The organism is Halorarius halobius (assembly GCF_024298865.1).
Taxonomy (GTDB): Archaea; Halobacteriota; Halobacteria; order Halobacteriales; family Haloarculaceae; genus Halorarius; species Halorarius halobius.
The window spans coordinates 2,069,234-2,087,202 of record NZ_CP101161.1; the positions used below are offsets into that span (position 1 = coordinate 2,069,234).

At 69.4% G+C, this 17,969-nt stretch carries 16 protein-coding genes and 1 pseudogene; 7 read left to right on the forward strand and 10 right to left on the reverse strand.

Annotation, left to right across the window (positions count from 1 at the left end):
* Nucleotides 1-139 precede the first annotated feature (139 nt).
* The 6 genes from NL112_RS10885 to NL112_RS10910 all read left to right on the forward strand — a co-directional run bounded on the left by NL112_RS10885 (nt 140) and on the right by NL112_RS10910 (nt 7,601).
* On the forward strand, nt 140-1,129 hold the full coding sequence (locus NL112_RS10885) for a thrombospondin type 3 repeat-containing protein (protein ID WP_255148860.1): 990 nt from the start codon (nt 140-142) through the stop codon (nt 1,127-1,129).
* A 55-nt stretch (nt 1,130-1,184) separates the two neighbouring features.
* Nucleotides 1,185-2,516, forward strand: a complete 1,332-nt coding sequence (trkA, locus tag NL112_RS10890; protein WP_255148861.1) for a Trk system potassium transporter TrkA — start codon at nt 1,185-1,187, stop codon at nt 2,514-2,516.
* Nucleotides 2,513-3,997, forward strand: a complete 1,485-nt coding sequence (locus NL112_RS10895) for a TrkH family potassium uptake protein (RefSeq protein ID WP_255148862.1) — start codon at nt 2,513-2,515, stop codon at nt 3,995-3,997. Before trkA ends, NL112_RS10895 begins: the two co-directional genes overlap by 4 nt.
* Before the next feature lie 78 nt (nt 3,998-4,075).
* Nucleotides 4,076-5,638 carry a TrkH family potassium uptake protein gene (locus tag NL112_RS10900; protein ID WP_350356167.1) on the forward strand — a complete coding sequence of 521 codons (1,563 nt, stop codon included), beginning with the start codon at nt 4,076-4,078 and terminating at the stop codon, nt 5,636-5,638.
* A gap of 64 nt (nt 5,639-5,702) precedes the next feature.
* Nucleotides 5,703-6,530: a PspA/IM30 family protein gene (locus NL112_RS10905; RefSeq protein WP_255148864.1), complete on the forward strand. Its 828-nt coding sequence runs from the start codon at nt 5,703-5,705 to the stop codon at nt 6,528-6,530.
* A 39-nt stretch (nt 6,531-6,569) separates the two neighbouring features.
* Nucleotides 6,570-7,601 carry a DUF7972 family membrane protein gene (locus tag NL112_RS10910; protein WP_255148865.1) on the forward strand — a complete coding sequence of 344 codons (1,032 nt, stop codon included), beginning with the start codon at nt 6,570-6,572 and terminating at the stop codon, nt 7,599-7,601.
* Here the strand turns inward: NL112_RS10910 and thrS are convergent.
* From thrS to NL112_RS10955, 10 genes and pseudogenes are all read right to left on the reverse strand, one after another.
* Complete coding sequence (thrS, locus tag NL112_RS10915) at nt 7,598-9,523, reverse strand: threonine--tRNA ligase (protein ID WP_255148866.1); 1,926 nt, start codon at nt 9,521-9,523, stop codon at nt 7,598-7,600. The two genes, NL112_RS10910 and thrS, sit on opposite strands and share 4 nt — an antisense overlap.
* A 98-nt stretch (nt 9,524-9,621) precedes the next feature.
* Nucleotides 9,622-10,026: a carboxymuconolactone decarboxylase family protein gene (locus NL112_RS10920; RefSeq protein ID WP_255148867.1), complete on the reverse strand. Its 405-nt coding sequence runs from the start codon at nt 10,024-10,026 to the stop codon at nt 9,622-9,624.
* A gap of 161 nt (nt 10,027-10,187) precedes the next feature.
* Nucleotides 10,188-11,831, reverse strand: a complete 1,644-nt coding sequence (locus tag NL112_RS10925) for a class I adenylate-forming enzyme family protein (protein WP_255148868.1) — start codon at nt 11,829-11,831, stop codon at nt 10,188-10,190.
* 87 nt (nt 11,832-11,918) lie between these two features.
* Nucleotides 11,919-12,263 carry a HalOD1 output domain-containing protein gene (locus NL112_RS10930; protein ID WP_255148869.1) on the reverse strand — a complete coding sequence of 115 codons (345 nt, stop codon included), beginning with the start codon at nt 12,261-12,263 and terminating at the stop codon, nt 11,919-11,921.
* 40 nt (nt 12,264-12,303) lie between these two features.
* Complete coding sequence (locus NL112_RS22900; protein WP_350356168.1) at nt 12,304-12,570, reverse strand: helix-turn-helix domain-containing protein; 267 nt, start codon at nt 12,568-12,570, stop codon at nt 12,304-12,306.
* Between the two features lie 38 nt (nt 12,571-12,608).
* A pseudogene (locus NL112_RS10935) lies at nt 12,609-13,277 on the reverse strand (bacterio-opsin activator domain-containing protein); the annotation flags it as partial.
* A gap of 38 nt (nt 13,278-13,315) precedes the next feature.
* On the reverse strand, nt 13,316-14,335 hold the full coding sequence (locus NL112_RS10940) for a dipeptide epimerase (RefSeq protein WP_255148871.1): 1,020 nt from the start codon (nt 14,333-14,335) through the stop codon (nt 13,316-13,318).
* Nucleotides 14,332-15,360: an N-acetyltransferase DgcN family protein gene (locus NL112_RS10945; protein ID WP_255148872.1), complete on the reverse strand. Its 1,029-nt coding sequence runs from the start codon at nt 15,358-15,360 to the stop codon at nt 14,332-14,334. Before NL112_RS10945 ends, NL112_RS10940 begins: the two co-directional genes overlap by 4 nt.
* 30 nt (nt 15,361-15,390) lie before the next feature.
* Nucleotides 15,391-16,275, reverse strand: coding sequence for a Vms1/Ankzf1 family peptidyl-tRNA hydrolase (locus NL112_RS10950; RefSeq protein WP_255148873.1), 885 nt, complete (start codon nt 16,273-16,275; stop codon nt 15,391-15,393).
* A gap of 33 nt (nt 16,276-16,308) precedes the next feature.
* Nucleotides 16,309-16,653, reverse strand: coding sequence for a DUF5802 family protein (locus NL112_RS10955; RefSeq protein ID WP_255148874.1), 345 nt, complete (start codon nt 16,651-16,653; stop codon nt 16,309-16,311).
* Nucleotides 16,654-16,803: 150 nt separating this feature from the next.
* Here NL112_RS10955 and NL112_RS10960 point away from each other — a divergent pair, with 150 nt between their 5' ends.
* Nucleotides 16,804-17,961, forward strand: coding sequence for a sensor histidine kinase (locus NL112_RS10960; RefSeq protein ID WP_286672163.1), 1,158 nt, complete (start codon nt 16,804-16,806; stop codon nt 17,959-17,961).
* Nucleotides 17,962-17,969: the final 8 nt, after the last annotated feature.

The following is a 17,969-nucleotide window of genomic DNA, read 5'->3' on the forward strand; positions in this document are numbered from 1 at the left end:
CTTGTACGTGTGAGCGAGAGCCTTTATAGCCTTTTGCTCCTGTCCGACGTTATCTGAATAGAAGGCGGGCTACCACCGGCTATCACCGGCTATTCTTGCCACACTGAGCTATTTACGTGTCAGATACCTATCGAAGGCCATGACAGCGGCCGGTCCCCCGGGCGCGCGACCGCTCGACGAGCTGGTCGGGGGGGTCGCGCGTCGGCTGAAGGTGTGGACCGCGTTCGCGTTCGCGGTCGGCATCCGCCTCGGTGGGCCGCTCGTCCTCGCGGTGTTCCTCGTCGGCGCGACGGTCGGAACGGGCATCGCGCCCGTCGACCGGACGGCCAAGGCGGTCACCGCCCAGATGACCGGCGAGGAGCTCGCGCCGGCCGTCGGCAACGCCTCGCTGGTCGACAGCGACGGCGACGGCCTGGGTGACCGCCAGGAGCGCCGCCTCGGCACCGACCCGAACGACCCCGACACCGACGGCGACGGCCTGCGCGACGGCTGGGAGGTGGCCGGCGAGGCGCCCGGCGGCGCGGCGCTACCCGACAGCGACCCGTTGCGGGCGGACCTGTACGTCCAGGTGCTCGTCGCCGAGGACATCCAGTCGCTGTCGGCCCGCGAACGGACCGGCCTCCGACGTGCGTGGTCGTCGATGCCCGTCTCGAACCCCGACGGCACCACCGGCGTCGCGCTCCACTACGTCTCGCCTCACGCGAAACGTCTCGACCGGCGCGTGACGCTCGACGACCGGCGCCCGGCGACGGTCGACCGGCTCCGCGAGCGGTTCTACCGTCCCGAGTACGTCGGCGCGTACGGCTGTCTCGCCCACCAGGTGGTGCTTGTGCACGTCGACAACGAGAGCTTCGTCGGCGTCGGGTCGACCCCCGGCTACCAGGTGTTCGCTGACGGCACACTCACCCGCGACTACGCCACGCCGTACACCGTCCGGGTCCGGACGGTCGTCCACGAACTGCTCCACAACGTCGTCGTCGGCTCCGCACGCGGCATCGACGGGGCCGGGCATACGGACGGCGGCTGGCTCTCGCACGGCCCGTTCCGCGAGAATCAGTATCTCTCCGCGTCGGCGGAGCGCGCCATCGAGCGCGAGGGGTTCGCCACCGCCGGCACCGCGGGCTGTTGATAGTAACCGACTTACGCCCCCCGACCGATGGACGGGGCATGACCGGGTGGTCGCCGTGCGCGTGATAGTCGTCGGCGCGGGCGAAGTCGGTTCCAGCATCGCCGAGAGCCTCTCGGGCGACCACGAGGTGGTCGTCGTCGACATCGACCCCGACCGCGTCGAGTCGCTCACCTACTCGCACGACGTGCTCGCCATCGAGGGGGACGGAAGCGAGATAGAGACGCTGGAGGAGGCCGGCATCGACGAGGCCGACATGCTCATCGCCAGCACCGACGACGACGAGACGAACATCGTCACCTGCGGCACCGCCACCGTGTTCCCGGACGTGTTCACCATCGCTCGGGTGAAACGGCCCCAGTTCCTCCGGACGTGGGAGCGGGGCGACCGCACGTTCGGCGTCGACTTCATGGTGTGTACGGACCTGCTGACCGCCCAGAACATCGTCGGCGTCATCGGCCTGCCGACGGCCCGCGACGTCGACACGTTCGCGGACGGCGTCGTCCAGATGGCCGAGTTCGAGTTGCCCGCCGAGAGCCCCGTCGTCGGCCAGACGGTCCAGGAGGCCGACCGGTTCGACTCGCTGACGTTCGCGGCCATCGTCCGCGAGGACGGCATCGTCATCCCGCGTGGGGACACGGTGCTGGAAGCGGGCGACGACGTCGTGGTCATCGGGAGCCCCGACAGCACCCGGCAGTTCAGCGCCGAAATCGCCCCCCAGCAGACCGGCCCCCGGGACATCGTCATCGTCGGCGGGAGCGAGGTCGGCTACCAGGTCGCCCGCCTGCTCGAGACCCGGGAGTTCTCGCCGCGACTCATCGAGCGCGACCCCGAGCGGGCCCGCTGGCTGGCCGAACGCCTGCCCGCGACGACGGTGATGCAGAGCGACGCCACCGACCAGGAGTTCCTCGAACGCGAGAACGTCGGCGAGGCGGACGTGCTCATCGCCGCCCTCGAGAACGACCAGCAGAACCTGCTTGCGGGGTTGCTCGCCCAGCGGCTCGGCACCGACCGGGTCGTCGCCGTCGTCGACACCGTCGAGTTCGCCGACCTGTTCGAGGCGGTCGGCATCGACGTGGCCGTCTCCCCCCGCGAGGGGACCGCCGAGGAGATAACCCGGTTCACGCGCGGCCGCCGCGCCGAGAACGTCGCCGTCATCGAGGGGGACCGCGCGGAGGTGCTGGAACTGGAGGTCGGCTCCGGCGGGGAAGCCGTCGGCCGCACCATCGCCGACCTCGCCGCCGACCTCCCGGAGGGCGTCGTGTTCGGCGCCATCACCCGCAACGGGACGCTCGTCCCGCCGCGTGGCGACACCGTCGTCCGCGACGGCGACCACGTCGTCGTGTTCGCGGACGCGGAGGCCGTCGAGGCCGTCACCGAGACGTTATGAGGGTCGACTGGCGCACCAGCGCCAGCCTGACCGGTACCGTCCTCCGGGGGCTCGCCCTCGCGCTCGCCGCCTCCGCGGGCGTCGCGGTCCTGTACGCCGAATCGCCCGTCCCCTTCCTCGTGCCCGCCGCCGGCAGTCTGCTGGTCGGGTTCGCGCTCGAACGGCTCCCTCGCGACGACCTGTACCCCCGCGAGGCGTTCCTGATGGTGGCGGCGACGTGGCTCTCCGTGGCCGCCGTCGGCGCCGTCCCCTTCCTGCTCGTTGGGACGGGCGTGTTCACCTCGCCGACGAACGCGCTGTTCGAGTCGATGTCCGGCATCACGACGACGGGCGCGACGGTCATCCGCGACTTCTCGGTCCACCCGCAGGGGTTGCTGTTCTGGCGGCAACTGCTCCAGTGGCTCGGCGGGCTCGGCATCCTCGTGCTCGCGGTCGGCCTGCTGTCGCAACTCTCCGTCGGGGGCGCTCGCCTGATGGAGACGGAGACCCAGACCCAGGACGTGACGAAGCTCGCGCCCCGCATCGAGTCGACGGCGCGCATCCTCGGCCGGCTGTACGCGGGGCTGACGGCCCTGCTGACCGTGATACTTCTCGTGCTCAACGGCCTCGGATTCGCGCCGAACATGGGGCCGTTCAACGCCGTCGCCCACGCGCTGACGACGGTGGCGACGGCCGGCTTCTCGCCCGAAGCCGAGAGCCTCGGCGCGTTCACCCCCGTCGTCCAGTACGTCGTCGCGGCGTTCATGGTCGTCGGCGCGACGAACTTCGTGTTGCTGTACGCGCTCGTCCAGGGCGACGCCGACCGGCTCCGCGACAGCGAGGAGTTCCGCTTCTACCTCTGGATACTCGCGGCCGGGTCGGCGCTCGTCGCCGGCGTACTGGCCGTCGACGGCACCTTTCCCGGCGTCGAGCCGACGGTGCGCCACGCCGTCTTTCAGGTCGTCTCCATCGTCACCACGACGGGGTACGCGTCGACGAACTTCGACCTGTGGTCGCCCGCCGCCAAGCACGCGCTGTTTCTCGGGATGTTCGTCGGCGGGATGGCCGGCTCGACCACCTGCTCCATCAAGACGGTGCGGTGGCTCATCGTGCTGAAGTCGTTCCGCCGGGAGCTGTTCGTGGAGCTGTCGCCCGAGGCCATCCGTCCGGTCCGTCTCGGGGACAGCGTCGTCGACGAGGATGCCGTGCGCGACGTCCACGCGTACGTCTTGCTGGGCATCGTCGCGTTCACGCTGTTGACGGTGTTCATCGTCGTCGACACCGCGCGGGCGTCGGTGGCGATAGGCGAGTTCGAGGCGATGGGCGCGGCGGCCTCGACGGTGCTCAACATCGGGCCGGCGTTCGGCCCCGCCGGGCCGTACGGGAGCTACGCCGTCTTCCCGCGGTCGAGTTTGCTGGCGATGACGGCGCTGATGTGGGTCGGCCGCATCGAGTTCATCCCCGTGTTGGTGCTTTTCACCCGACGGTTCTGGACCGGCTGACGCGCGGAGAGCGGTGGATTGATGCTCGGGACGCGAGTCCGGGCGGACGTGTCGCTGCTCTCCGCGAACGGCCGGGGGCTGGACCTCCGGGTCGACTGGCGTGCGAGCGTTTCGCTGACCGGGCGCGTCATCAAGTACCTCGCGCTCGCGCTCGTGTTGCCGCTTCTCGTCGCGGTCATCTACGACGACGGCGTCGTCACGTTCGGCGTCGCCATCCTGCTGACGGTCGTGGTCGGCCTGCTCGCGGAGCGGCTCGACCCCGACCCCGACCTCGGTTCGCGGGAGGCGTTCCTGATGGTCGCGCTGACGTGGCTCTCGGTGGCCGTCGTCGGCACCATCCCTTACCTGCTCGCGGGGATGGGCACCGAGAGCACGCTCGCCCACCCGGTGAACGCGCTGTTCGAGTCGATGTCGGGGTTCACCACCACGGGCGCGACGGTGATGGGGCAGATATCGCTCGAACGCCACTCCCACGCGCTGTTGTTGTGGCGACAGCTCACCCAGTGGCTCGGCGGGATGGGTATCGTCGTGCTCGCGGTGGCCATCCTGCCGGAGCTCTCGGTCGGTGGCGCCCAGTTGATGGACGCCGAGGCGCCGGGGCCGGGCATCGAGAAGCTCACCCCCCGCATCGCGGAGACCGCACGGACGCTGTGGCTCATCTACGCCGGCTTCACCGTCCTCCAGATGCTCCTGCTGTACGGGCTCCATCTCGCGGGGCTGGCGCCGAACATGGGGCTGTACAACGCCGTCGTCCACCCGTTCACGACGATGCCGACCGGCGGGTTCTCCCCCGAAGCCCGGTCCATCGAGGCGTTCTCGGCGGCGGTCCAGTGGGTCATCATCCCCTTCATGGTCGCGGCCGGCACCAACTTCGCGCTGTTCTGGCGACTGCTCAACGGCGAGCGCCGGGTCGTCGTCCGTGACACGGAGTTTCGCGCGTACGCCGGCGCGCTCGGCGCGCTCTCGGCGGTCGTCGCGGGCGTGCTGTTCCTCGGCCCCGGCATCGTCCGCGAGGCGGGCGTCGGCGCGGAGTATCTCGCGGCGTACGTTGGCATCGAGGGGAGCCTCGAGCCGGCGCTTCGCCACGCTACGTTTCAGGTCGTCTCGATAATCACGACGACGGGGTACGCGTCGATGGACTTCAACGCCTGGTCGCCGGCGCTGAAGTACGTGCTGCTGTTCGGGATGTTCATCGGCGGCTCGGCCGGGTCGACGGGTGGTGCCATCAAAATCGTCCGCTGGGTGGTCATCCTGAAGTCGGTGCGCCGGGAGCTTTTCACCAGCGTCCACCCGGAGGCCGTCAGCCCGGTCCGGCTCGCCGGCCGCCCGCTCGACGAGCGGGCGATTCGGGGCATCTACGGGTTCACCCTGCTGTACCTGCTGTGTTTCGTTCTGGGGGTCGCGTTCGTGATGCTGGATGCGGCCCGCGTCGGCTACGCCATCTCGGCGTTCGAGGGGATGTCGGCGGTGGCGGCTACGCTCGGCAACGTCGGGCCGGGGTTCGGTGCGGTCGGTCCGATGAACTCGTATCTCGAGTTCCCCGCGTCGTCGAAACTGCTGATGGTGTTCCTGATGTGGATCGGCCGGCTGGAGATTTTCCCGGTGTTCGTGCTGTTGACGCGGGCGTTCTGGCGCTCCTGATTCCGGGCGTTCGCCCGCGGAATCCGGTTAGGGTTTTTACCTGTTCGCGTCCCAAGGGACGCGCATGGGTATCCTCTCTCGGGCCTCGTACGTCATCCGGTCGAAGATAAACGCCGTCCTCAACCGCGCGGAGGACCCCTCGGAGACGCTCGACTACTCCTACGAGCAGATGCGCGACGAACTGCAGGACGTCAAGCAGGGCATCGCGGACCTGACGACCCAGAAGAAGCGCCTGGAGATACAGAAGCGCCGCCTCGAGGAGAACGTCGAGAAGCACAACGAGCAGGCGCGCGAGGCGGTCCGGCAGGACCGCGAGGACCTCGCGCGGCAGGCGCTCGAACGGAAGAAGCAGAAGATGAACCAGATAGAGGAACTGGAGACGCAGATAGCCGACCTCCAGAGCACCCAGGACAGCCTCGTCGAGAAGAAGGACGAACTCCAGTCCCAGATAGAGCGGTTCCGCACCGAGAAGGAGACGATGAAGGCCCGCTACGAGGCCGCCGAGGCCTCCGCGCGGGTGTCGGAGGCGATGACGGGCGCCAGCGACGAGATGGAATCCACCTCGCGAGCCATCGAGCGGGCGCGCGAGAACACCGAGAAGATGGAGGCTCGTGCCGCCGCGCTCGACGAACTCGAGGGGAGCGGCCAGCTGGAGAACGTGATGGACGACCGCGACGAGATAGACCGGGAGCTTCAGTCGGGGCGGATGGACACCGAGATAGAGGCGGAACTGGAGACGCTCCGCCAGCAGGAGGGGAAAGCGCCCGAGAGCGAGCCCGAGCCGGTCGATGCCGACGCCGAGCCCGACGCGGTCGACGCCGACGTGGACGACGAGGCCGTCGAGGCCGAACTCGAGGAGCTCCAGGAGGAGGAGTCGGAGCCCGAGAACTGACCCCCGAGCTTTTCATCGCGTCGCGGCGTGACGAGGTGTATGGCAGACGAGGACAGCGACCAGCCGAGCGACCGGCTCCGTGAGCGAGCCGAGGAGAGCCGCTGGAAGCTCTGGTTCCTGCTGGAGGCCGACCGGCGCGTCGTCGCGCTCGTTCTGCTCGGCACCATCTTCGTCGTGTTGCAGGTCTCGGGGATGGTGTACCCGACCACGGAGGGGGCGATACGGTCGTCGGACTCGGTCGACACGGTGTTCCAGGGCTTTCTCACGGCCACCATCACCGGCGTCACCCTCGTGTTGACGCTGAACCAACTCGTCCTCTCACAGGAGCTGGGCGCCGCGGGCGACCAGCGCGAGCGGATGGAGAAGGCGCTGTCGTTCCGCGACGACGCCGCCGCGATGGTCGAGGCACCGGTCGCACCGGCCCGCCCGTCGCAGTTCCTGCGGGCACTCGTGCAGGTGGCCGGCGAGCGGGCCCGTGACCTCCGTGAGGCCGTCCCCGACGACGGCGACCTCGCGTCGGCCGTCGACGACCTGGTCGCCAGCCTCACGGAGAACGCCGACCGCGTCTCCGACAACCTCGACGGCGCGCAGTTCGGCGAGTTCGAGGTGGTGTCTGCCGCGCTCAACTTCAACTACTCGTGGAAGGTGTTCGCGGCCCAGCGCATCGACGCCGAGTACGGCGACGAACTCGACGAGGCCGGGAGCGACGCGCTCGACAGGCTGTCCGAGGTGCTGAAACTGTTCGGCCCTGCCCGCGAGCATTTCAAGACGCTGTACTTCCAGTGGGAACTCATCAACCTCTCGCGGGCCATCCTCACCGCGTCGATTCCCGCCCTGCTCGTGTCGGTGTTCATGGTGTCGTTCTTCAACGACGCCACCTTCGGCGGCACGACGCTCGGCATGAAGAACATCATCCTCGCGTTCTCGGCCGGGTCGACGCTGGCGATGATGCCCTTCATCATCCTGCTCGCGTACGTGTTGCGCATCGCCACGGTGACGAAACACACCCTCTCCATCGGGCCGTTCATCCTGCGGGACACCGACCAGGTGGAGGAGGTGGAGTGGAACTAAGCCAGGAAGTCGGGCTCCAGCGTCCGCTCGTCGACCTCCGATTCGAGGTGGGAACGGAACGCGTCGACGGCTACGTCGTCGCCCTCGTTCTCGAAGCGGTCGCGCACCGAGACGGTCCCCGCTTCCTCCTCGTTGTCACCGACGATGAGCATGTACGGGACGCGGTCGTCGTGGGCCGCGCGTATCTTCCGCCCGATGGTGGCGTCGCGGCCGTCCACCTCGACGCGGAACCCCCCGAGTTCGTTCTTCACGCGGTGGGCGTAGCCGAGGTTGTCGTCCGAGATGGGGAGCACGCGCACCTGTTCGGGCGCGAGCCACGTCGGGAAGTTCCCCTTGAAGTGCTCGATGATGACGCCCATGAACCGCTCGAACGTTCCGAGGAGGGCGCGGTGGACCATCACCGGGTGGTGTTCGGCGTTGTCCTCGCCGACGTACGTCAGGTCGAGCCGCTGGGGGATGTTGAAGTCCAGCTGGACGGTGCCGACGGTCCACTCGCGGTTGATGGCGTCGCGGGCGTCGATGGCTATCTTCGGGCCGTAGAACGCCGCTTCGCCGTCCTCGATTTCGTACTCCAGTCCCTCGGATTCGAGTGCGCCCTTCAGCGCGTCGGTCGCCTCCGCCCAGATTTCGTCGCTCCCGACGGCGTCGTCGCCTTTCGTCTCCAGCTTGTAGATGACCTCCAGCCCGAAGTCGCCGTAGATGTCCTCGATGACGCCGAGGGTGCCCTTTATCTCCTCTTCTATCTGGTCGGGGCGGATGAACGCGTGGCCGTCGTCCTGCGTGAACCCGCGGACCCGGAGCATCCCCGACAGTTCGCCCGACTGCTCGTTGCGGTAGCAGGTGCCGAACTCCGAGAGCCGGATGGGCAGGTCCCGATAGGAGTGACTGCCGGTGTCGTAGATGTGCGCGTGGTTCGCGCAGTTCATCGGCTTCAGGCCGTACTCGGTGTCGTCCTGCTCCCAATTGAACATCTCGCCGTTGGCCGTGAACGTGTCGTAGTGGCCCGTCGGCTTCCACAGCTCCGCTTTGTTCAATTCGGGCGTCCACACCTCGTCGTAGCCGAGTTCGTCGTTCTTGTCGCGGATGTACTCCTCCAGTTCGCGGCGAATCGCCATCCCGTTGGGGTGGAAGTGGACACAGCCGGGCGAGTGGTCCGGCACCGTGAACAGGTCCATCTCGCGGCCTATCTTCCGGTGGTCACGCTCCTTGGCCTCCTCGCGCATCTCGATGAACTGTTCGAGGTCGGCCTCGCTCTCGAAGGCCGTCCCGTGGACGCGGGTCAGCGTGTCGTTCTCCTCGTCGCCACGCCAGTACGACGACGAGACGTTCAGCAGTTTGACGGCCCCGACTTCGCCCGTCGACTCGACGTGTGGCCCCTGACAGAGGTCCTGCCAGTCGTCCTGCACGTAGAAGGAGACGGGGTCCTCGCCGGCGGCCTCCGTCTCGAGGATGTCGCGTTTGTACTCGTTGTCCCCGTATATCTCGAACGCCTCCTCGCGGGACCGCTCGACGCGCTCGATGTCGTAGTCGGCCGCGATGATGTCGCGCATCTCGTCTTCGACGTCCGCGAGGTCGTCCTCGTCGAGGTCGACGCCCGTCACGTCGTAGTAGAACCCCTCGTCAGTCGGCGGGCCGATGGCGAGTTCCGCCTCCGGGTGGAGCCGCTGGAGCGCCTGCGCGAACACGTGCGCGGCGGAGTGGCGAAGCACCTGCAGGTACTCGTCGCTCTGGTCGGTGACGATGACGATTCGGTCGCCGTCCGCGACGGGGTGGACCCTGTCCACGAGGTCGCCGTTGACGACTCCCGCGACCGTGTCCCGGCCGAGACCGGGCCCGATTTCGTAGGCTACGTCCTCGACGGAGGAGCCCTCCGGCACCGATAGCTCGGAGCCGTCGGGAAGCGTGACCGTGACGTCGCTCATGGGGGAGAACAGTCGAGGCCCGGGGATAAGTGTTTAGAGACGGTGCCCACGCGTCGCATGCACCGTCCAGTGGTCGCCGCGAGGCGACCGTCCGTCGCTCACTTCGAGAGGTGCGCCGCCATCCGGTCGAACTCCTCGGTGAACGTCGCCTCGTCGTAATGCTGTGCGTGTAGCATCGCGCTGTAGCGTGCGGTGATGCTGGCGAGGAAGTCGACCTCGGCCAGTTCCGCCTCGCTCGCGCCGTGCATCTTCGCCGCCTCGCGGTGGAAGTACTGGCAGTACGGACATTTGATGTTCGCGGCCACCGCCAGCCCCATCAGTTCGCGGTACTTCGCGGGAATCTGCGTCTCGCCGACGTTGTACTTCTTGAACGTCGGCCACTCGTTGACGAGGTCCTCCTCCGGGAGCGCGTCGAGGAACCCCGGCACGAACCCGAGGGTGGCCTCGACGTCCGCGCGCGTCTCCTGATAACTGTCCTTCGCGTGGTACTCCATCTGTGCCATAGCTCTCACGCCCGTCGGTGACGGACACGGGAGCCCCGCGCCGCACGGACTTCGTTATGAGCGCGGTACGGCCGGTATGCTCGCAGGAGCCACGGGAGCCCGGAGGGTAAGCCGACGGCACGGGCCGGTATCCTCGGCGGTCGAGGCCGCTCCCGGCGGGCTTACAGCTCCTCGCTCGACGCAAGGGGTCCGTCGAGCCGTTCCTCCGCCCGCTGTTCAAGCTTGTACCGCTGGACCTTCCGGGTGCCCGACCGCGGCAGTTCGTCGACGAAGAACACCCGTCGCGGGTGGGCGTACGAGGGGACGTGCTGGAGTGCGAACTCCCGGAGGGCGCGCTCGCTCACCTCGGCGTCCGGCTCCGTTACGACGAACGCGACCGGCGCTTCTCCCTTCACTTCGTGGGGCGCGGCGACCACGGCCGCCGCCTGCACGTCGGGATGCTCGAACAGCGCGTCCTCGACCTCCGCGGGGTAGACGTTCTCGCCGCCGACGATGAGCATGTCGTCGGCGCGGTCCACCATCCAGAGATAGCGGTCCGCGTCGACGCGGGCGATGTCGCCGGTGTAGAACCACCCCTCCGAATCGAACACCTCCTCGGTCTTCTCCGGCAAGTCGTGGTAGCCGGCGAACACGTTGGGGCCGCGGATGGCGATTTCGCCCGTCACCTGCTCCTCGTCGTCGAAATCGAGGTGGTCGACGTCCGGCGGAGTCGTCGGGTCGAGCGTCGCCTCGCTCACGCGCACCTCCCTCGTCCCCGGGTCGACCAGCCGCATCTCCACGTCCGGGAGTGGCTGGCCGATACAGCCGGCCGCCTTCGCGGGGCCGTACACCGAGTCGGTGGTGCCCGCCGGCGACGTCTCGGTCATCCCCCAGCCCTCGGTCAACTGACAGCCGAAGGCCCGCTCGATGCGCCGGCGCGTGTCGTCGGCCAGCGGCGCCGCCCCGGAGCCGAGCGTCTCCACCGACGAGAGGTCGTACGCCTCAGGGTTCGACTCGTACTCGGAGAGCATCTCGATGAAGATGGCGGGGATGCCGGCGAACTGCGTCACCTCGTGGTCGGTGATGGCCTGCAACAGCGCGGACGGCACCGGGAGCGTCTTGAGCACGACGGTGCCGCCGCCGTACAACTGCGTCAACAGCACCGTCGAGAGCCCGTACATGTGAAACAGGGGGAGCACGAGCAACGCCACGTCCGTCTCGGGGTCGGTCCCCGACCGCGACTGGTACGACTGGGCCGTCGCCAGCAGGTTCTCGTGGGTCGTCAGGACGCCTTTCGGGTCGCCGGTGGTCCCCGAGGTGTACGGCTGGAGCGCCACGTCGTCGAACGCCCGGTCGCGCGTCTCGAACTCGGGGTCGGCGGCCTCGACTACGGCGTCGTAGTCCTCGTAGCCGTCACCGCCGCCGGGGAACAGCGTCGTCGGGACCTGCTCGGCGAGGTCAGCGACGACGGAGGGGAACACGTCGCTCCCGACGAGCACGTCCGCGCCGGCGTCGTCGATGATATATCGCAGGCTGTCGAGGTCCATCCGGTGGTTGAGCGGGACGGCGACGGCGCCCGCCTTGATGGTCCCGAACAGCGCCTCGGGAAACTGGAGGCTGTTCTCCAGATACAGCGCCACCCGGTCGCCCGGGTCGACGCCCTGCGCGACGAGCGCGTTGGCCACCTTGTTCGCGCGCGTCTCCAGGTCCGCGTAACTGCGCTGTTCGCCGCGGTACTCGACGGCGAGTTTCCCGCGGTAGCGCTCGGCCCCCATCGCCGGCAGGTCGCCGACGTGTCGCAGGGGCTCGCCCTGAAAATACTTCATGGGTACTGGTGACACTACGCATCTTCGTATAAGTTCTGCGCCGCGCTGGCTAGGGCGGCCACACGGCCGGGGCGCGTCGACTGCCCGTCAGCCGTCGCCGGCGGGCGCCCCCGTCGGGTCGACGGTCACCTCGCCGGTCCCGCTGACGCGGACCGCACAGCCGGCGAACAGGAACGCGATTTCGACCCGCTCGCGCTTCTCGGCCGGCACCGACCGGAACAGTCGGTCGAGGCTCTCGGGGTCGACGGCGTCGTACAGCGCCGGCAGTGCGGTCACGTCGGTGTCCGTCGCGGCGGCGACGCCGGTGGCGACCGTATGCGACAGGGGAGCGGGACCCTCCCACTCGTGGTGGCTGGTGTGGGGTCCAGCGGCGTCGTGCGGGGGCGTCTCGTCCGGGGATGGGCCGTCGGATGGCCCGTCGGGCCGAATCATCGTCACCACCTAACGGACCGCCACGAATGTAGATGGAGGCTTACTGGTCAGATTCCAGGGGCGAGGCCGCCTCGAACAGCCACTCGAACACGGCGCGCTGGGCCCGTCGGAGGTGGTGGTGGAGGGTCTGTCGCGTGATGCCGAGCCGGTCGGCGAGTTCCGGTCCGGTGCTCTCTCGCGGGGACTCGAAGTAGCCGGCGTGGTACGCAAGCTGGACCACGGTCCGCTGTCGCTCCGTGAGGCTCTCGGCGACGACCGCCCAGAAGTCGTGTGCCGCCGGAACGGACCGGGCCGACAGCAGTTCCATGTCGGGGTACACCCCCCGGACGCCGCGGCTACGGCGGCCGTGTCGGTCCCCGCCGGGAACCGTGCGGTGATGCGGTACTCGTCGGCGTCGACGACGCCGCCGGTGATCCGGCCGTCGTAGCCCCTGATGGCTTCCGTCACCGAGTCCGCCGTGACCAGTATCTCCACCCGGCTGACCCCACCCACCGTACTCAGCAGGCGGACGCTCTCGATGGACGGGAACGCCTCGAACGCCGCAGTCAGCTCTCGGGGACCGATTCCGGTCACGGTGTAGTACTGGAGCCGTCGTCTGCCGGGGAGCGGAACGTCCTGTGCCACGTCGAAGCGAATCCGTGCCGGGGGCGGCGTTCCGAGACCGAACACCACGCCGAGACGCTCTGAACTGAAGTCCACCTCGACGCGGTGCGTCGGCGCGTCCACCGACGCCGGCACCACGTCGTCGGCCCGCGAGCGGGGCGAACCCCCCGACATCGAGGGGTCGTGCCACCAGACGCGCGCCCGGGCCCCGACCTTCTTCGTCCCGAGGTCGCCACGCGAGGCCAGCCTCCGGAGTTTGTTGTACGCCGTGCGCCGGCTACAGCCGACCGCCTCGGCCACCTCGCGTGACGTCAACGGCTCGCCGACCGCGGCGTCGTCGAACGCCGCTAGCACCGCCTCGGGGGTCACGTGGCTCGTGGTCGCGGTGTCGTCCATGTGGACAGTTCGCATCCGAGGGGGATAACCCGTTCCGTCGAGGGTACGCCGACTCAGCGCCGGGTCGCACCGGTGCCCCGAGCGACGCCCGAGAGGTCAAGCGAGGGGACGGGCGGCCCCTCGAACGGGTCCGCACCGTCGGCCAGCAACAGCGAGCCGTCGAGGTCCGCGTAGTCGACCAGCGGCGCGAGGTGGACGGCCGCCGCGATGGCGGCGTTCGTCTCTATCATACAGCCGAGCATCGTCTCCAGGCCGTGCGCGCGGGCGGCGTGGAACGTCTCGATTGCCGGGCGGACGCCCCCACATTTCATCAGTTTCACCGTGGCGATGTCGGCCCGGTCGGCGACCTGCGGCACGTCCGTCGGGTCGACCAGCGACTCGTCGACCGCGATGGGGACCGGCGACCGCTCGTACACGTACCGGAGCGTTTCGGGGCTCTCGGCCGACACCGGTTGCTCGACGAACTCGACGCGGCCGTCGAGGAACTCACACATCGAGACCGCCTGTTTGGGCGTCCACGCCTCGTTGGCATCGACTCGGAGCCGCGCGTCCGGCGCGGCCTCGCGTACCGCCCCGACTATCTCGCGGTCCCGGTCGGTGCCGAGTTTCACCTTCAGCACCTCGTGGCCGGCGGCGACGGCCTCGCGGGCCTTCCGGCGCATCTCGTCGGTCTCCGCGAGTCCGACCGTGAACGACGAGACGGGCGTCGCGCTCGCGTCGAATCCGAGATACCGGTACAGCGGGAGGTCGTGCAGTTTCCCGAGGAGGTCGTGGAGCGCGACGTCGACGGCGGCTTTCGCCGCCGGATTCCGCCCGACTGCGCGGTCCATCTCGGCGTGGGCGGCATCGAGCGCGTGGGGGTCCTCCGGGAGCACGTCGAGCAGGTCGGGGAGGACCGCCTCGACGGTCGCGGCGGTCTCGCCGTAGTGGCTCGATGGCGCCGCCGCGCCCACGCCGGTCGTCCCGTCGTACTCGAGTTCGACGACGACGTTTTCCGCGTCGGTCTGGACGCCGCGAGCTATCTCGAACGGCTCCGCGAGCGGCATCTCGACGCGCTCGACGCTGGCGTTCATTCCAGCACCGCCTCCAGCAGGTCCCCGGGCCCCTGCCGAATCGGGTCGGCCACCGGCACGCGGAGTTGCGCCTCGTAGTCGTCGAGCGCCTCTCGTGCGGCGCTCTCGTCCAGCCCGTGGGTGTTGAGCGCGCCCGCGACCACCTCCGTCGGCGACACGGCCTCGGCGAGGTCCTCGTAGAGGTTGGCGACCCGCGAGGCCGGCGGAATCGCGTACGACTCGTAGCTGTGGATGGACTCGCGGCCCGCGGCGTGACACAGCACCAGCGCGTCGGGCGCGGCGCCGTGGAGGATGCCACACGTCACCGCCGAGTACGCGGGGTGGGTGATGGAGCCTTGCCCCTCGACGAACAGGTAGTCGTGGTCGGCCCGCTCGCGGAGCATCCGCTCGACGGCGCCCGCCGTGAAGTCCGAGACGGTGCGGTCGACGGGGATGCCCCAGTTCTCGATGACGATGCCGGTCTGTCCCGTCGGGACGAACGCGGCGTCCACCCCGCGGTCGACGGCTTCCTCGTACAGTTCGCGCGTCGTCGTCATCTTCCCAGTCGAGCAGTCGGTGCCGACCGTGAGGACGACCTCACTGTCGAGGTCACGCGCCACCCCCTCAGCGACGGTCAGGTCGTCGGGCGGCCGGCGCACGTCCCAGATGTCGCAGTCGTGCTCGGCCGCGAGCGCGGCCAGTTGCTCGTCCTCGGAGAGGAAGTAGTGGAGCCCGGAGACGAGGTCCGCGCCCGACTCCAGCGCGTACCGGAGGTCCGGCCGCCACGAGGCGTCGAGGCCGCCCCCGATGGGAGCGACGCCGACGACCAGCGCGTCGAACTCGGGCGCGTCGGCGGCCCGCCCGACGATGGGCGCGTCGGGCACGTCGTCGAGGTAGTCGCGCACGCGGGCGTCGGGGTCGGCCTCGGCTATCTCGCGGTCGAGGACGGCCACCGTCTCGTAGTCGGCGTACCGGAGGACGCCGACGGCGGTCTTCGCGCGGTCCGGGAACCCCTCGTGTGCGAGCAGGGCCACGCGGCGGGTCATGGTCGGTGGTTGGCGCCGAGGCCCATAAACTCAGACGCCGTACAGCCGCGTCGTCCAGAAGTCGTGGAACGCGTCGTCGATGGCCTCGTCTGGGTCGCCCGTCGCGTCGACGCTGGCCGTCGCGTCCGCGTCGAACTCGTCGAGTAGCGTGGACTCCCCCGCCACGTACAGGCGGTCGACGCCCGCCTCGTCGATGGCTTCGTGACACCGCTTCATGTGGTCGCGTATCTGCCCCTCGCGGATGCGCTCGAATCGGCCCTGCGAGAACCCGCCCTTCGAGTGGTTGCTCTTCACGTCGGTCGTAAACCCCCGCAGGGACTCGCGCTCGCGCCCCTCGTAGACGCCGAGCGCGAACGTGTCCGACCGCACCAGCGCGAACCCGAACCGGCCGGTGGGCCGGAACCACGACGCCTCGACGCGGAACCCGTCGCTCCAGTCGCTGAACGCCTCGGGGACGACCGGCGGCCGGCACGCGACGCTCACCAGCCCCGCGTCGTCGGCGTACGCGACACAGGGTGCGGCCCGGCGCACGAGCGCCGCCCGGTCGCCGAACGCCCGCTCGACGGCGTCGGGCAGGTCGCGCTCGTCGGTGACGACGGCGGTGAGCGCGCCCTCGGCGTCGGTGGCGACGCTGTCGAGACGCGCCAGCACCTCGTCGAGTCGGTCGCCACGAACCCGCTCCCGGCGGCGGAACTGGAGGTCAGCGCCGTCGTCGCCGTCGTCGAGTTGTCCTTCGAGGTCCGCGATGCGGTCCTCCAGCCGGTTGACCCGCTGTTCGGCCTCCTGCCTGGCCGCGACGGCTTCGCGGCGGCGCTCGCTCTCGGCGTCGCGCTCGCGCTCGAGGTGGCGCTTCTCCTCCTCGAGTTCCTCGATGCGCTCCTTCAGTTCGGTGCGGCCCAGCAGGTCGTCGAGCATCGGCGCGAACGACGGCGGCCCACGGTAAAAAGGTCAGGCGAGCGGCCCCTCGGCCGACAGGAACTCCGCGGCCACGTCCCGCTTGGCCAGGAGCACCTCACGCAGGGTCGGCGGGTTGTCGACGCCCGCCGCGTCCAGCCGGTCCTCGGGCACTGCGAGCGTCCGCTCGGGCACCGCCTCGTCGCCCGTCACCGACAGGTGTGTCGCGCCGACCTTCATCACGAGCGGGAGGTCGAGCCGCTCTACGCCCTCGCCGGTGGCGTACAGCTGCTCGTTGACCTCTTCGTGGTGACTGCTGTGGATGGCGGCCTGCTCGCCATCGTGCGGTTCGACGTACAGCCGACCCAGGTAGTACGCCTTCGAGAACGGTGCGAACATCTACAGTCGGATGTCACACGTTAACACACATAAGCTTTCCCGCCAACCCTTATGTCGTCGGGCAGTTCCACCGCCGGAGGTGCCGGCTCCGGCCGCCGTGCGGGGCCGGGGCCACAGGAGGTAAGGCTTCGGCCCGAGTCGTTCGCGGTGATGGGAACCCAGACGGAGGGTGCGGTCGCCGACGAGGAGTGGCCGGGCCGGGGCGTCGCCGAACGGGTCGCGGCCAGCGACCTGCTCCCGTCGGTCGTGCTGGCGGGGGTGGCCGTCGCGCTGGCGGGGTTCACTACCTACAACTTCCTCGTCGAGTTGTCGAACCTTCGGGTCGCTCTCCCGCCGATAATCGCGGCCTCGCAGGGGTACGTGCCGGCGTTCATCGTCGCGTGGGCCGCGGCGTGGCTCCTGGACAGCGAGTTCGACGCCGCCGGACGCTGGCGCGTCTCGCTTGCGGCCGTCGGCGGCACGACGCTGTTCGGGAGCGTCACCGTCCTCACGCTGTTCGTCCGGTGGGCGGAGGGGCGCACCGTCGGGGAGGCCCGCTACGCGGTGTTCGCCATCGCCGGCGCGGGGGCGCTGGCGGGCCTGCTGATGGGCGTGCTGTACGCCCGGTCGCAACGCGACGCGGAGGCCGCCGCCTCCACGCGCGACCAGTTCGAGTTGCTGAACAGCATCCTCCGGCACGACATCCTCAACCGAACGATGATCGTCCGCTCGCGCGCAAAGTTCATCGGCGACAACGTCGACGGCCGTCCCGCGGAGTTCGCCGACACCATCGTCGCCCAGAGCGACGACATCTCCGAGCAGGTCGAGCGGACCCGCGCCCTGCTGGACGCGCTCAGCGGCCGCGAACGCGACGTCGAACCCGTGCGTCTCGACGAGGCCGTCGCCGTCAACGCCGAGACGCTCCGGACGACGTACGAGGGCGTCGACCTCTCGGTCGCGGTGCCCGAAATGGAGGTACTGGCCGACGACACGCTCCGAGACGTGGTCGGCAACGTGCTGTCGAACGCCGTCGAGCACAACGACGAGGAGACGGCCGAAATCGACGTGACGACCGAGCGCCACGACCGGTACGTCGACCTCCGAATCGCGGACAACGGCCCCGGCGTCGACGACGACCTGAAGGAGACCATCTTCCGGCGCGACGAGACCGGCCTCCACGAGGACGGCACCGGCTCCGGGTTCGGGCTGTTCTTCGTCGACGCGATGCTCGACGCGTTCGGCGGGAGCGTCTGGGTCGAGGACAACCACCCCGAGGGGGCGGTGTTCGTGCTCCGGTTCCGTCGGCCCGACGCCGGTCCGCCGGCGTGAACCGCTGG

Coding starts and splice junctions, on each gene's coding strand:
- NL112_RS10905 (WP_255148864.1), top strand. CDS start 5,703: ATGGGTATCCTCTCTCGGGCCTCGTACGTCATCCGGTCGAAGATAAAC.
- thrS (WP_255148866.1), bottom strand. CDS start 9,523: ATGAGCGACGTCACGGTCACGCTTCCCGACGGCTCCGAGCTATCGGTG.
- NL112_RS10960 (WP_286672163.1), top strand. CDS start 16,804: ATGGGAACCCAGACGGAGGGTGCGGTCGCCGACGAGGAGTGGCCGGGC.
- NL112_RS10920 (WP_255148867.1), bottom strand. CDS start 10,026: ATGGCACAGATGGAGTACCACGCGAAGGACAGTTATCAGGAGACGCGC.
- NL112_RS10950 (WP_255148873.1), bottom strand. CDS start 16,275: ATGCTCGACGACCTGCTGGGCCGCACCGAACTGAAGGAGCGCATCGAG.
- NL112_RS10955 (WP_255148874.1), bottom strand. CDS start 16,653: ATGTTCGCACCGTTCTCGAAGGCGTACTACCTGGGTCGGCTGTACGTC.
- NL112_RS10925 (WP_255148868.1), bottom strand. CDS start 11,831: ATGAAGTATTTTCAGGGCGAGCCCCTGCGACACGTCGGCGACCTGCCG.
- NL112_RS10885 (WP_255148860.1), top strand. CDS start 140: ATGACAGCGGCCGGTCCCCCGGGCGCGCGACCGCTCGACGAGCTGGTC.
- NL112_RS10930 (WP_255148869.1), bottom strand. CDS start 12,263: ATGATTCGGCCCGACGGGCCATCCGACGGCCCATCCCCGGACGAGACG.
- NL112_RS10940 (WP_255148871.1), bottom strand. CDS start 14,335: ATGAACGCCAGCGTCGAGCGCGTCGAGATGCCGCTCGCGGAGCCGTTC.
- NL112_RS10895 (WP_255148862.1), top strand. CDS start 2,513: ATGAGGGTCGACTGGCGCACCAGCGCCAGCCTGACCGGTACCGTCCTC.
- NL112_RS10945 (WP_255148872.1), bottom strand. CDS start 15,360: ATGACCCGCCGCGTGGCCCTGCTCGCACACGAGGGGTTCCCGGACCGC.
- NL112_RS22900 (WP_350356168.1), bottom strand. CDS start 12,570: ATGGAACTGCTGTCGGCCCGGTCCGTTCCGGCGGCACACGACTTCTGG.
- NL112_RS10910 (WP_255148865.1), top strand. CDS start 6,570: ATGGCAGACGAGGACAGCGACCAGCCGAGCGACCGGCTCCGTGAGCGA.